Raw genomic sequence first — 13,545 nt, forward strand, 5'->3', positions numbered from 1 at the left:
CCGCGGACCGGCGTCAGTACGACGAACCGGACGCGCCCAGCGAACCCGTCGGGTGCCAGACCGTCTTCGTCTCCAGGAAGGCCGTCATGCGCTCGATGCCGGGCGTCTCGAAGTAATCCACAGACTGTGGACGAAGAACCCGCTTCAGGTTGTCCGCCGCCGCGATCTCCAGCTCCTTCGCCAGGACGTCGTCGGCACCGGCCAGGTCGATCGCGTTGACGTCCTGGTGCGCGGCCAGCGGCGCGGCGATCTCCGCCGTCCGGCCGGACAGGACGTTCACGACACCACCCGGGACGTCGGAGGTGGCCAGCACCTCGCCCAGCGACAGGGCGGGCAGCGGGGCCTTCTCGGAGGCGACCACGATCGCCGTGTTGCCCGTGGCGATCACCGGGGCCACGACCGAGACGAGGCCGAGGAAGGACGACTCCTGCGGGGCCAGTACGGCGACCACGCCCGTCGGTTCGGGGGAGGAGAGGTTGAAGTACGGGCCCGCGACCGGGTTGGCACCGCCGATCACCTGGGCGATCTTGTCGGTCCAGCCCGCGTACCAGACCCAGCGGTCGATGGTCGCGTCCACGACCGCCGCCGCCTTCGACTTGGACAGTCCCTCCGCGTCGGCCACCTCGCGCACGAACTGGTCGCGCCGGCCCTCCAGCATCTCCGCGACGCGGTAGAGGACCTGGCCGCGGTTGTAGGCGGTCGCACCGGACCAGCCGCCGAACGCCTTGCGCGCGGCCACGACCGCGTCACGGGCGTCCTTGCGGGAGGAGAGGGGGGCGTTGGCCAGCCAGTTGCCCTTGGAGTCGGTCACCTCGTACACCCGGCCGCTCTCGGAACGCGGGAACTTCCCGCCGACGTACAGCTTGTAGGTCTTGAAGACGGTGAGCCGCTGCTGTTCGGACTTCTCAGACATCGAGGTACGCCTCCAGGCCGTGGCGGCCGCCCTCGCGGCCGAAGCCCGACTCCTTGTAGCCGCCGAACGGCGAGGTCGGGTCGAACTTGTTGAACGTGTTGGACCAGACGACACCGGCGCGCAGCTTGTTCGCGACGGCCAGGATCCGGGAGCCCTTCTCCGTCCAGATGCCGGCGGACAGGCCGTACTGCGTGTTGTTCGCCTTGGCCACTGCCTCGTCCGGCGTGCGGAAGGTGAGGACGGAGAGCACCGGGCCGAAGATCTCGTCGCGGGCGATGGTGTGGGCCTGGGTGACGTTCGTGAAGAGGGTCGGGGCGAACCAGTAGCCGCTCTCCGGGATGTCGCAGGCAGGGGACCAGCGCTCGGCGCCCTCCGCCTCGCCCTGCTCGGCGAGCGCGGTGATCCGGGCCAGCTGCTCGGCGGAGTTGATCGCGCCGATGTCGGTGTTCTTGTCCAGCGGGTCGCCGAGGCGCAGCGTGGACAGGCGGCGCTTGAGGGAGTCCAGCAGCTCGTCCTGGACCGACTCCTGGACGAGGAGACGGGAGCCCGCGCAGCAGACCTGGCCCTGGTTGAAGAAGATGCCGTTCACGATGCCCTCGACGGCCTGGTCGATCGGGGCGTCGTCGAAGACGATGTTGGCGCCCTTGCCGCCCAGTTCGAGCGTGAGCTTCTTCTTCGTGCCCGCCACCGTGCGGGCGATCTCCTTGCCGACGGCCGTGGAGCCGGTGAAGGCGACCTTGTTCACGTCCGGGTGCGCGACGAGGGCGGCGCCGGTGTCGCCGTAGCCGGGGAGGATGTTGACGACACCCTTGGGCAGGCCTGCCTGGCGGCAGATGTCCGCGAAGAACAGGGCGGACAGCGGGGTCGTCTCCGCCGGCTTGAGGACGACCGTGTTGCCGGTGGCCAGCGCCGGGGCGATCTTCCACGCCAGCATGAGCAGGGGGAAGTTCCAGGGGATGACCTGGCCGGCGACGCCCAGCGGACGCGGGTTCGAGCCGCTGTGCCCGTTCGTCGTCCTCCGGCCGAACCCGGCGTACTCCAGCTTGTCGGCCCAGCCCGCGTAGTAGAAGAAGTGCGCGGCGACCAGGGGCAGGTCGGCGTCGCGGGTCTCCTTGATGGGCTTGCCGTTGTCCAGCGTCTCCAGGACCGCGAGCTCGCGGCTGCGCTCCTGGATGATGCGGGCGATGCGGAACAGGTACTTGGCGCGCTCGGAGCCGGGCAGCGCCGACCACTTCTCGAACGCCTTGCGGGCGGCCTTCACCGCTCGGTCGACGTCGGCCTCACCGGCCTGGGCGACCTCGGACAGCACCTCTTCCGTGCTGGGCGAGATCGTCTTGAAGACCTTGCCGTCGGCCGCCTCGGTGAACTCGCCGTCGATGAACAGGCCGTAGGAGGGGGCGATGTCGACGATCGAGCGGGACTCGGGCGCCGGTGCGTACTCGAATGCGGATGCCATGGTGATCAGTCCACCGTCACGTAGTCGGGGCCGGAGTAGCGGCCGGTGGCCAGCTTCTGACGCTGCATCAGCAGATCGTTCAGCAGCGAGGAGGCGCCGAAGCGGAACCAGTGGTTGTCCAGCCAGTCCTCACCGACGGTCTCGTTGACCAGGACGAGGAACTTGATCGCGTCCTTGCTGGTGCGGATGCCGCCGGCCGGCTTCACGCCGACCTGGACGCCGGTCTGCGCGCGGAAGTCGCGCACGGCCTCCAGCATGAGGAGGGTGTTGGCGGGCGTGGCGTTGACCGCGACCTTGCCCGTCGAGGTCTTGATGAAGTCGGCACCCGCCAGCATGCCGAGCCAGCTCGCGCGCCGGATGTTGTCGTACGTCGACAGCTCGCCGGTCTCGAAGATGACCTTCAGGCGGGCGGACGTCCCGCAGGCCTCCTTCACGGCGGTGATCTCGTCGTACACCTTCAGGTACCGGCCGGCGAGGAACGCCCCGCGGTCGATGACCATGTCGATCTCGTCGGCGCCCGCGGCGACGGCCTCACGCACGTCGGCCAGCTTCACGTCGAGGGCGGCACGGCCGGCCGGGAAGGCGGTGGCGACCGAGGCCACCTTCACGCCGGAGCCCGCGACGGCCTCCTTGGCGACGGCCACCATGTCGGGGTAGACGCAGACCGCCGCGGTCGACGGGGTCGTACGGTCCGTCGGGTCGGGGTGGACCGCCTTGGCGCCGAGCGCCCGGACCTTGCCCGGGGTGTCCGCGCCTTCCAGCGTCGTCAGGTCGACCATCGAGATGGCGAGGTCGATGGCGTACGCCTTCGCGGTGGTCTTGATGGATCGGGTGCCGAGCGAGGCGGCGCGCGCCTCGAGGCCGACCGCGTCGACGCCGGGCAGCCCGTGGAGGAAGCGGCGCAGCGTGCTGTCGGACGCGGTGACGTCCGACAGGGCGTGTGCTGTGGGTGCAGTGGTGGGCATGGTCACCAGCCGAGCATATCTACGCGCGTAGCGGCTGTACACCCCCGTGTGCGCATCGCAACGCCGACGCGATGCCGCCGAGACCGCCCACGACCGCGCCGGCCCCGTCGTGCAGAATCGGGACCATGACGACGCCCGAGCACGAGTCACCAGCGCCGCAGCCGCCGGCCCCCGAGTTCAGGGACCGGGTCCACCGGTCGTCCGGAGGCATCGCGGGCGGTGTCCTGCTGCTCGCCATCGTCGCGTGGCTCGGCTTCGACGCCCTGTTCACCGGCCACGGCCGCACCCCGTGGCTGGCGCTCGCAGCGATGATCCTCGTCGTGCCGCTGGTGGTCGCCTTCACCCTGCGGCCGGCCGTGTACGCCAACGACGAGCGGCTGCGCATCCGCAACCCCTTCCGCGTGATCGTCCTGCCCTGGGGCCAGGTCGCCGCCCTGCGGTCGGGCTACTCGAACGAGGTCATCGCCAAGTCCGGCACCAAGTACCAGCTGTGGGCGGTGCCCGTGTCGATGCGGGCACGCAAGAGGGCGGCACGGCAGCAGGCGCGGGCCGCCGGGGCCGGGGATCGCGGGAAGGACCGGCTGCTGCGGCCTCGGCCCTTCGGCCCCGGCGCACTGGACGCCGGCTCAGTGGGTCCCGCAGGCCCGACCGGTCCCGTCCGCGCCGCCACCGACCAGATCGTGGATGACCTGCGCCAGCTGCACGAGACCCGAGAGCAGGAGGAGACGGCTCAGGGTGAGGTGACGGTCCGCTGGGCCTACGAGATCGCGGGGCCGGCGGTCGCGGGAGCGGTGGTGCTGGCGATTCTGCTGGCGGTGGGCTGAGCCGGGCGGGCTGCTCGGCGAGCTGTTGAGGCGGGGGTGGGGTGGGTTGCCCGGGGGTTGGCTCGGGTGAGCGCACGTTGCGGAGGTGGCTGTCGGGCCGCCCGCTTCTTTGCCAGGGTCGTGCTTCCGCGGGACGAGTCAAGGGCGCTGCACTCCGCTGCGCTGCGTTCCGCGTCGGCTGCGCCGATCGGCCTCCGGCCGACCCTTGACTAGTCCCGCTCCAGCACGGGGGAGAAGCGTGCGGGCGGCCGGGGGTGGAACGGGGGGCCGGCGGCGTTCAAGGAGCCTGTCGTCCGGCTTGTGCCCGGTGGCTGGGCGGGCGCATCAACGCCTCACATGCACGCCGGGCCGGCAAAGCGGCGTGCGGCCGGTGGATGGTCGTGGGTGGCGAGTGGCGAGTGGCGGGTGGGTGGGTGTGCGGAGAGTGCAACACATCCGCGTCATCTGTCGCACTTCGCGGGAGAGACACTGCCCGCACCCGGCGAGCGGCGAGCGCGACGGTCTCCCGTCCCTCCTTCGGGGTCGGCGATCGGGCCGTGTGAGTGGCGGTGCCCGTCATGGCAGCTCTGTCTGCGCATGTGCCGCCGGTCGCCGCTGGCCCCTGCGCTCCCCTTCCCATCTGTACGCCGTGTGAGCCGACGGCCGGGCCCGCCCGCGCACCGTGAGCACCAAGTCCGCAGATGCGCCGCCCATCCGCGGTCGCGTTCCCGCCTTCACACCGTCAGCCGCTGAACCCACCCCCTGCAGACGAGACGCGATCGCGCACCCGCTACCGGCCGTATGCCGCTGAACCCACCCGCCCTGCAGGCGAGATGCGATCGCGAACCACTATCGGCCGTATGCCGCTTTGCCGGCCCGGCGTGCAGGCGAGGCGCGATCGCGTACCCGCTATCGGCCGTATGCCGCTGGACCCACCCGGCGTGCAGGCGAGGCGCGATCGCGCCACGAACCCCGGACCCCGAGTACAGCGCAGCCCACTCGCAGGTCGCCCGGCCTGGGTGCCCGTTCCTCCGGGCCGCTCGCTCGCTTCTCCCCCGTGCTGGAGCGGGACTAGTCGAGGGTGGCCCGAAGGGCCATCGGCGCAGCCGACGCGGAACGCAGCGCAGCGGAGTGCAGCGCCCTTGACTCGGCCCGCGGAAGCACGATCCTGACAAAGAAGCGAGCGGCCCAACAGCCCCTTCACAACCCCCGGCGAGCCGAAGCCCTGCCGTCGCGCACCCCCGCCCGGGGGCAGGTCAGATGCCTGCCGCCGCCGACAGGTCCCGCTTGATCGACGCCAGCAGCTCCGTGGCCCTCGCCCGGGCCGCCGGGAGGTCGGCGTGCGCCGCGACCGGGACCACGACCTCCAGATAGCACTTGAGCTTGGGCTCCGTACCGCTGGGGCGGACGATCACGCGGGCGCCGTCGAGCGTGTAGCGCAGGCCGTCCGTGGGCGGGAGCGTGTCCGTGCCCTGGGTGAGGTCCTCCGACTTCGTGATGGGCAGCCCCGCCAGCGCGGTCGGAGGCTGCTCACGCAGGCGGCGCATCGCGGCGGCGATGAGCGACAGGTCCTGGACGCGGACCGAGAGCTGGTCGGTGGCGTGCAGGCCGTGCTCGACGGCGAGGTCGTCGAGCAGGTCCAGCAGCGTGCGGCCCTCGGACTTCAGCTGTGAGGCGAGCTCCGTGATCAGGAGCGCCGCGGTGATGCCGTCCTTGTCGCGTACGCCGTCCGGGTCCACGCAGTAGCCGAGCGCCTCCTCGTAGCCGTAGCGCAGGCCCTCGACACGGGCGATCCACTTGAAGCCGGTGAGGGTCTCCTCGTACGGCAGGCCCGCCTTCTCCGCGATGCGGCCGAGGAGGGAGGAGGAGACGATCGACTCGGCGAACGTGCCGCGCGCGCCGCGCCGGACCAGGTGGGCCGCCAGCAGGGCCCCGACCTCGTCGCCGCGGAGCATGCGCCAGTCGGTGCCGTCCTTGACGGCGGCGGCGCAGCGGTCGGCGTCCGGGTCGTTGGCGATGACCAGGTCGGGGTCCGTCTCGCGGGCCTTGGCGAAGGCGAGGTCCATGGCCCCGGGCTCTTCCGGGTTGGGGAAGGCGACGGTCGGGAAGTCCGGGTCGGGTTCGGCCTGCTCGGCGACGAGGACCGGCTCGGGGAAGCCGGCCCGGGCGAAGGCCGCGAGGAGGACGTCCTTGCCGACGCCGTGCATCGCCGTGTAGACGGTGCGGGCGATGCGCGGGGAGTCCGGGGAGAGGACGGCGTCCGTGCGGGCGAGGTAGGCCTCGAGGACGCCGTCGTCCAGGGTGTCCCAGCCTGCGTCCGGGCGGGGGACGGCCGTGAGGGTCGTGATCGCGTCGATCTCGGCCGCGATCTCGGCGTCCGCCGGGGGCACGATCTGGGAACCGTCGCCGAGATAGACCTTGTAGCCGTTGTCGCGCGGCGGATTGTGGCTGGCGGTGACCTCCACGCCGGCGACCGCGCCGAGGTGCCGGATGGCGAAGGCGAGGACGGGGGTGGGCAGGGGGCGGGGGAGGAGGGCCGCGCGCAGACCCGCGCCCGTCATGACGGCCGCGGTGTCCCGGGCGAAGTCGGCGGACTTGTGGCGGGCGTCGTAACCGATGACGACGAGGCCGTCGCCGTGCCCCTTGGCCTTGAGATACGCGGCGAGGCCCGCGGCGGCGCGGATGACCACCGAGCGGTTCATGCGCATGGGGCCGGCGCCGAGTTCGCCGCGCAGGCCGGCGGTGCCGAACTGGAGGGTGCCGCTGAAACGCGCGGCGAGCTCGGCGTGGTCCCCGGCGTCGATGAGCTTGGCGAGTTCGTCACGGGTGTCCGCGTCGGGGTCCTCGGCCAGCCACGCCTTGGCCCGTGCGATGAGTTCGTCGTGCACGTCGGGTCAACCTCTCGTTGTGTGGTCGGTGGCGTTGCGTATCGGGGCGGGCGGGTGCGTCGGGCATCGCTTTCCCGTCCAGTGCAGCACGGCGGCCGGGCACGGGGGAGCCGGGTGCGGCGGCATGTCGGCCGGCGCCTGTCGGCCCAGGCCGGCGACGCCTCAGCGTGTGACGAGGCCGAAGGCCGACCCGGGAGTCTGGGGGCGGAGCCCCCAGAGGAGGGCACCCCGTGCGAGGGTGCCCTACAGCCGTTCCAGCACCTGCGCCAGCAGCGCCCCCATCCGCGTGGCGGAGTCGCGGCCCGCCTGCAGGACCTCCTCGTGGTTCAGCGGCTCGCCCGTCATACCGGCGGCGAGGTTCGTGACCAGGGAGATGCCCAGGACCTCGGCGCCCGCCTCGCGCGCGGCGATCGCCTCGAGGACCGTCGACATGCCGACCAGGTCCGCGCCGATGGTGCGGGCCATGCGGATCTCCGCCGGGGTCTCGTAGTGCGGGCCGGTGAACTGCGCGTAGACGCCCTCCTCGAGGGTGGGGTCGATCTCCTTGCACAGGGCGCGCAGGCGCGGGGAGTACAGGTCGGTGAGGTCGACGAAGTTCGCGCCGACGATCGGGGAGGTCGCGGTCAGGTTGATGTGGTCGCTGATCAGGACCGGCTGGCCCGGGCGCATCGTCTCGCGCAGGCCGCCGCAGCCGTTGGTCAGCACGACGGTCTTGGCGCCGGCGGCGACGGCGGTGCGGACGCCGTGCGCGACGGCGGCGACGCCGCGGCCCTCGTAGTAGTGCGTACGGCCGAGGAAGACCAGGGCACGCTTGTCGCCGATCCGGTACGAGCGGATCTTGCCGCCGTGGCCCTCGACGGCCGGCGGCGGGAAGCCGGGCAGCTCGGTGACGTGGTGCTCGGCGGCGGGGGCGCCGAGGGCGTCGACGGCCGGAGCCCAGCCGGAGCCCATCACGAGGGCGACATCGTGGGTCTCGGCACCCGTCAGCTCGCGCAGGCGCGCGGCGGCGGCGTCGGCGGCGGCGTAGGGGTCGCCCTGGATGTCGTCCGGAAGAAGAGATGCGTTCACGCGCATGAGGGTAGCCGGTCTTTGCCTACGCGCGTAGATGACGGAGGTCACGGCAATGCGATCGTTGTCTTGCCGTTTTCGGAGAAAGGGGGGAAACGTGCTGAAAGAGGTCAGCAGGGCCGCTTGCGCAGCTCCATCACATAGTCGTGCGGCGCCCCCGCGGACTCCGCCGCGTCCGCGATCTCGCCCAGGTAGCGGGCCGAGGGGAGGCCGCCCTCGTAGGCGTTGAGGACGTACGCCCATGCCGTCTCCTCGCCGTCCAGCGTGTGGACACGGACGCTGCGCAGCCGGCGGTAGACGTCGAGGCCCACGCCCTCCCAGCGGTCCATCGACTCCTCGTCCATCGGCGCGATGTCGTACAGCGCGACGAAGACCTGCGACAGTGGGTCCTCCACGATCGTCGCGAGGGCGCCCTCCCACCCCATGTGCTCGCCCCCGAAGGTCAGCCGCCAGCCGTTCAGCCAGCCCGTGGCGCGCAGCGGCGAATGGGGAGCGCGGCGGGTCATCAGCCGCGCGTCGAGGTTGCCGGCGTACGCGGCGTAGAGCGACATGGAGTCGAGGGTACGGCAGCGTTTCGGGCGCCTCTGCCGTAACAGAAGCATCACCGGCCGCCCCCAGGAGGAGCGCCGCCCGAAGCGTGCGGGACAATGGAGTACGTGACTCGGATCGTGATCATCGGTGGCGGACCCGGCGGATACGAAGCGGCGCTGGTGGCCGCACAACTCGGCGCGGAGGTGACCGTCGTCGACTGCGACGGTCTGGGCGGGGCGTCGGTGCTCACCGACTGCGTGCCGTCCAAGACACTCATCGCGACGGCCGAGGTGATGACCACCTTCGACTCCTCGTACGAAGAGCTCGGAATCATCGTCGCCGACGACACGCCACCCCTTGAGCGGGCCGCTCGCGTGGTCGGGGTCGACCTCGGCAAGGTCAACCGACGGGTCAAGCGGCTCGCGCTCGCCCAGTCACACGACATCACCGCCTCCGTCACGCGCGCCGGCGCCCGGGTCATGCGCGGCCGCGGCCGGCTGGAGGGCATGCAGGCCCTGGACGGCTCGCGCAAGGTCGTCGTGCGCGCCGCGGACGGCAGCGAGGAGACGCTCACCGCCGACGCCGTGCTCATCGCCACCGGCGGTCACCCGCGCGAGCTGCCCGACGCGCAGCCCGACGGCGAGCGGATCCTGAACTGGACCCAGGTCTACGACCTCGACGAGCTGCCCGAGGAGCTGATCGTCGTGGGGTCCGGTGTCACCGGTGCCGAGTTCGCCGGCGCCTACCAGGCCCTCGGGTCCAAGGTCACCCTCGTCTCCTCGCGCGACCGTGTGCTGCCGGGCGAGGACCCCGACGCCGCCGCCGTCCTCGAGGAGGTCTTCCGGCGTCGCGGCATGAACGTCATGGCCCGCTCCCGGGCGCAGTCCGCCAAGCGCGTGGGCGACCGGGTCGAGGTCACTCTCTCCGACGGCCGCGTGATCACCGGCTCGCACTGCCTGATGGCCGTCGGCGCCATACCCAACAGCAGCGGGATGGGTCTGGAGGAGGCCGGGGTCAAGCTGCGCGAGTCCGGGCACATCTGGACGGACAAGGTCTCCCGCACGACGGCTCCGGGCGTGTACGCGGCCGGTGACGTGACCGGTGTCTTCGCGCTGGCGTCCGTGGCCGCCATGCAGGGACGCATCGCCATGTACCACTTCCTGGGCGACGCGGTGGCCCCGCTCAACCTGAAGACCGTCTCCTCGAACGTCTTCACCGACCCCGAGATCGCCACCGTCGGCTACACGCAGGCCGACGTGGACGCGGGCAAGATCGACGCCCGGGTCGTCAAGCTGCCGCTGCTGCGCAACCCGCGCGCGAAGATGCAGGGCATCAGGGACGGCTTCGTGAAGATCTTCTGCCGCCCCGGCACGGGGATCGTCGTCGGCGGTGTCGTGGTCGCGCCGCGCGCCTCGGAACTGATCCATCCCATCTCGATCGCGGTCGACAACAATCTGACGGTCGAACAGATCGCGAACGCCTTCACCGTGTACCCGTCCTTGTCGGGCTCGATCGCCGAGGTGGCGCGGCAGTTGCACACTCGGAAGACATCGGGCGAGGGCTGACGGCCCGGGCGCCCGCTTTCCGGCCGACCCGCAGGTCAGGCGGCTGGTCGCGGCGGGCGGCCGGTGATGTCCACGGCAGGGGCGGCCCGGATGGGCATGGATCGGGCGCCTATACCACTTTCCGCCCTGCCGTGCGAACAACTTCTGTTATTCGGCGCAAACTGCTGAAAGCAGACGGTCGTTGGGGTTACTGTCAGTTTCGTGTTCGCTGCAGAACGTCGTCAACTGATCCTCGAAATGGTGCGGGCCAACGGGGCAGTGTCGCTCCGTGAGCTCGCCCGCGTCGTCCAGACCTCCGAAGTGACCGTACGGCGGGACGTGCGCGCACTGGAGGCCGAAGGACTCCTCGACCGCCGGCACGGCGGTGCGGTCCTGCCGGGCGGGTTCACCCGGGAGTCCGGCTTCCCGCAGAAGTCCCACCTCGCGACCGCCGAGAAGACGGCCATCGCCGACCTCGGCGCGAGCTTCGTCGAAGAGGGCGAGGCCATCGTCGTCGGAGCAGGTACGACCACGCAGGAGCTGGCCCGCCGGCTCGCGCGGGTGCCCGGGCTGACCGTCGTGACCAACTCGCTCCTGGTCGCCCAGGCGCTGGCGCACGCCAACCGCGTCGAGGTGGTCATGACCGGCGGCACCCTGCGCGGCTCCAACTACGCCCTGGTCGGCAGCGGCGCGGAGCAGTCCCTCCAGGGTCTCAGGGTCTCCAAGGCCTTCCTGTCCGGCAGCGGACTCACCGCCGAGCGCGGTCTGTCCACGTCGAACATGCTCTCCGCGTCCGTGGACCGGGCGCTGGTCCAGGCGGCGGCCGAGGTGGTCGTGCTCGCCGACCACACCAAGCTGGGCACGGACACGATGTTCCAGACGGTGCCGACGGACGTCATCACCCGACTGGTGACGGACGAGCCCCCGGCGCACGACGACCGCGCGGCGACGGAACTGCAGGCGCTGGCCGACCAGGGTGTGCAGATCGCGGTCGCCGGGGCCTCGGCCGCGGACCCGATTCCGGCGGGCAGCCGGCAACGGCGGGACGTGCCCCTCCCCGGGCCCCGCCGCAGCCAGGCCCCCGGCCCACAGCTCCGCAGTGCCACGGCCCTCGGCGAGCACCCCCCGGGAGAGCGCGCCCGGGTGGCGGACCTGCGCCGTCGCTGACGCACGGTCGCAGGCGTTCGGCCCCGCGGGGGCCACGATCCGGGTGGCCGGCGCCGTACGGCGCCCGTGCGGCCCGACTCCTCGTCCGCCGGACGACTCGGCTCGCTCAGAGCCGTCAGGAAAGCAGGCGCCCGGCGGGCCGGGTTTCTCCGGTCCGCCGGGCGTTGTGCCGACCGCGTAGGTCAGGCGGTGCCGTCAGTCCTTGATCTCGCAGATGGCGGCGCCGGAGGTGATGGAGGCGCCGACCTCGGCGCTCAGGCCCTTGATGGTGCCCGCCTTGTGGGCGTTCAGCGGCTGTTCCATCTTCATGGCCTCCAGGACGACGACCAGGTCGCCTTCCTTGACCTCCTGGCCTTCCTCGACCGCGACCTTCACGATCGTGCCCTGCATCGGCGAGGCGAGGGTGTCACCGGAGGCCACCGGCCCCGACTTGCGGGCCGCGCGCCGCTTCGGCTTCGCGCCGGCCGCCAGGCCCGTGCGGGCCAGGGACATGCCCAGGGAGGAGGGGAGGGAGACCTCCAGGCGCTTGCCGCCGACCTCGACGACGACCGTCTCGCGGCCCGGTTCCTCCTCGGCCTCCGCCTCGGCGGGCGCGGTGAAGGGCTTGATGTCGTTGACGAACTCGGTCTCGATCCAGCGGGTGTGGACCGTGAACGGGCCGTCCTGCCCGTGCACCTCCGGAGCGAACGCGGGGTCGGTGACGACCTTGCGGTGGAACGGGATCGCGGTGGCCATGCCCTCGACCTGGAACTCCGCAAGCGCGCGGGCGGCCCGCTGGAGGGCTTCCTTGCGGGTGCGGCCGGTCACGATGAGCTTGGCCAGCAGCGAGTCCCACGCCGGGCCGATCACGCTGCCGGACTCCACGCCCGCGTCCAGGCGCACGCCGGGGCCGGAGGGCGGGGCGAACGTCGTCACGGTGCCGGGGGCGGGGAGGAAGTTGCGGCCGGGGTCCTCGCCGTTGATGCGGAACTCGAAGGAGTGGCCGCGCAGTTCGGGGTCGTCGTAGCCGAGCGGCTCGCCGTCGGCGATGCGGAACATCTCGCGGACCAGGTCGATCCCGGCGACTTCCTCGGTGACCGGGTGCTCGACCTGCAGACGGGTGTTGACCTCCAGGAAGGAGATGGTGCCGTCCTGGCCGACCAGGAACTCGCAGGTGCCCGCGCCTTCGTAGCGGGCCTCCTTCAGGATGGCCTTCGAGGCGCGGTACAGCTCGGCGACCTGCTCCTCGTTCAGGAACGGCGCCGGGGCCTCCTCGACCAGCTTCTGGTGGCGGCGCTGCAGGGAGCAGTCACGGGTGGAGACGACGACCACGTTGCCGTGCTTGTCGGCCAGGCACTGGGTCTCCACGTGGCGGGGCCGGTCCAGGTAGCGCTCCACGAAGCACTCGCCGCGGCCGAAGGCGGCCACCGCCTCGCGCACCGCCGACTCGTACAGCTCGGGGACCTCTTCCAGGGTGCGGGCGACCTTCAGGCCGCGTCCGCCACCGCCGAAGGCGGCCTTGATGGCGATCGGCAGCCCGTGCTCCTCAGCGAAGGCGACGACCTCCTCGGCCCCGGAGACGGGGTCGGGGGTGCCGGCGACCAGGGGGGCGCCGGCGCGCTGGGCGATGTGGCGGGCGGCGACCTTGTCGCCCAGGTCGCGGATGGCCTGCGGCGGCGGGCCGATCCAGATCAGCCCGGCGTCCAGCACCGCCTGGGCGAAGTCCGCGTTCTCGGAGAGGAAGCCGTAGCCGGGGTGGACGGCGTCCGCGCCGGAGTCCTCGGCCGCCTGCAGGACCTTGTCGATGTCCAGGTAGCTGGTGGCCGGGGTGTCACCGCCCAGGGCGAACGCCTCGTCCGCGGCGCGGACGTGCACGGCGTCCCGGTCCGGATCGGCGTACACGGCCACGCTGGCGATCCCGGCGTCCCGGCAGGCCCGGGCGACGCGGACAGCGATTTCGCCACGGTTGGCGATCAACACCTTGCGCACGTTGGCTCCCTCTCCTTGAAACAAGCCGAGTTTAGGGACTGCCGACACGACGTTTCGACCCATCCCCAGTGGTGAGCTTGCCCACACGGAGCGTGAAACGAGGCTCACTCAACCTGCGAAGTCCCTTGTCGCACCGCCGCACATGGGAATCCACCGGAAAACCCTAGCCCGCCGACGTGGCCAAGGTCTCTATGAAGTAGTCCCGCCGCCCGTCGTGTTTCTTTGTGGAGTCCCTACTAATG

Annotated in this window: 10 protein-coding genes; 3 read left to right on the forward strand and 7 right to left on the reverse strand. The window is 71.7% G+C overall.

Annotated features, from left to right (window positions below; all coding sequences use genetic code 11):
* Window positions 1-13 precede the first annotated feature (13 nt).
* From SY2F82_RS11945 to deoC, 3 genes are read right to left on the reverse strand one after another with little or no spacing between them, the layout of a single operon-like run.
* Window positions 14-913: an aldehyde dehydrogenase family protein gene (locus tag SY2F82_RS11945; RefSeq protein WP_200418976.1), complete on the reverse strand. Its 900-nt coding sequence runs from the start codon at window positions 911-913 to the stop codon at window positions 14-16.
* A complete protein-coding gene (locus SY2F82_RS11950) occupies window positions 906-2,369 on the reverse strand; it encodes an aldehyde dehydrogenase family protein (RefSeq protein WP_200418977.1) in 1,464 nt (487 codons plus the stop codon). Before SY2F82_RS11950 ends, SY2F82_RS11945 begins: the two co-directional genes overlap by 8 nt.
* A 5-nt stretch (window positions 2,370-2,374) precedes the next feature.
* Window positions 2,375-3,334, reverse strand: coding sequence for a deoxyribose-phosphate aldolase (gene deoC, locus SY2F82_RS11955; protein ID WP_200418978.1), 960 nt, complete (start codon window positions 3,332-3,334; stop codon window positions 2,375-2,377).
* Between the two features lie 125 nt (window positions 3,335-3,459).
* On the opposite strand from deoC, the gene SY2F82_RS11960 reads away from it, so the two are divergent.
* Window positions 3,460-4,158 (forward strand): PH domain-containing protein, encoded by a 699-nt coding sequence (locus SY2F82_RS11960; protein ID WP_200418979.1) that lies wholly within the window; start codon window positions 3,460-3,462, stop codon window positions 4,156-4,158.
* A gap of 1,235 nt (window positions 4,159-5,393) precedes the next feature.
* On the opposite strand, the gene SY2F82_RS11965 is transcribed toward SY2F82_RS11960, so the two are convergent.
* The 3 genes from SY2F82_RS11965 to SY2F82_RS11975 all read right to left on the reverse strand — a co-directional run bounded on the left by SY2F82_RS11965 (window position 5,394) and on the right by SY2F82_RS11975 (window position 8,644).
* The gene (locus tag SY2F82_RS11965; protein WP_200418980.1) at window positions 5,394-7,025 is read right to left on the reverse strand and encodes a phospho-sugar mutase; all 1,632 of its coding nucleotides are present in this window, start codon (window positions 7,023-7,025) and stop codon (window positions 5,394-5,396) included.
* 243 nt (window positions 7,026-7,268) lie between these two features.
* Window positions 7,269-8,093 (reverse strand): purine-nucleoside phosphorylase, encoded by an 825-nt coding sequence (locus SY2F82_RS11970; protein WP_200418981.1) that lies wholly within the window; start codon window positions 8,091-8,093, stop codon window positions 7,269-7,271.
* Window positions 8,094-8,203: 110 nt separating this feature from the next.
* Window positions 8,204-8,644, reverse strand: a complete 441-nt coding sequence (locus tag SY2F82_RS11975) for a gamma-glutamylcyclotransferase (RefSeq protein WP_200418982.1) — start codon at window positions 8,642-8,644, stop codon at window positions 8,204-8,206.
* Window positions 8,645-8,740: 96 nt separating this feature from the next.
* Between SY2F82_RS11975 and SY2F82_RS11980 the strand changes: the two genes are divergently transcribed.
* Window positions 8,741-10,189, forward strand: coding sequence for an NAD(P)H-quinone dehydrogenase (locus SY2F82_RS11980; RefSeq protein WP_200418983.1), 1,449 nt, complete (start codon window positions 8,741-8,743; stop codon window positions 10,187-10,189).
* A gap of 201 nt (window positions 10,190-10,390) precedes the next feature.
* Window positions 10,391-11,335, forward strand: coding sequence for a DeoR/GlpR family DNA-binding transcription regulator (locus SY2F82_RS11985; RefSeq protein ID WP_200418984.1), 945 nt, complete (start codon window positions 10,391-10,393; stop codon window positions 11,333-11,335).
* A gap of 195 nt (window positions 11,336-11,530) precedes the next feature.
* Here the strand turns inward: SY2F82_RS11985 and SY2F82_RS11990 are convergent, their stop codons facing one another.
* Window positions 11,531-13,303, reverse strand: coding sequence for a biotin carboxylase N-terminal domain-containing protein (locus tag SY2F82_RS11990; RefSeq protein WP_200418985.1), 1,773 nt, complete (start codon window positions 13,301-13,303; stop codon window positions 11,531-11,533).
* Window positions 13,304-13,545: the final 242 nt, after the last annotated feature.

The sequence above is a fragment of the Streptomyces sp. Y2F8-2 genome, from assembly GCF_014905555.1.
Classification (GTDB): Bacteria; Actinomycetota; Actinomycetes; order Streptomycetales; family Streptomycetaceae; genus Streptomyces; species Streptomyces cynarae.

Excerpts from the sequence above, each read along its gene's own strand:
- deoC (WP_200418978.1), bottom strand. The coding sequence starts at position 3,334 with ATGCCCACCACTGCACCCACAGCACACGCCCTGTCGGACGTCACCGCG.
- SY2F82_RS11950 (WP_200418977.1), bottom strand. The coding sequence starts at position 2,369 with ATGGCATCCGCATTCGAGTACGCACCGGCGCCCGAGTCCCGCTCGATC.
- SY2F82_RS11945 (WP_200418976.1), bottom strand. The coding sequence starts at position 913 with ATGTCTGAGAAGTCCGAACAGCAGCGGCTCACCGTCTTCAAGACCTAC.
- SY2F82_RS11975 (WP_200418982.1), bottom strand. The coding sequence starts at position 8,644 with ATGTCGCTCTACGCCGCGTACGCCGGCAACCTCGACGCGCGGCTGATG.
- SY2F82_RS11980 (WP_200418983.1), top strand. The coding sequence starts at position 8,741 with ATGGAGTACGTGACTCGGATCGTGATCATCGGTGGCGGACCCGGCGGA.
- SY2F82_RS11960 (WP_200418979.1), top strand. The coding sequence starts at position 3,460 with ATGACGACGCCCGAGCACGAGTCACCAGCGCCGCAGCCGCCGGCCCCC.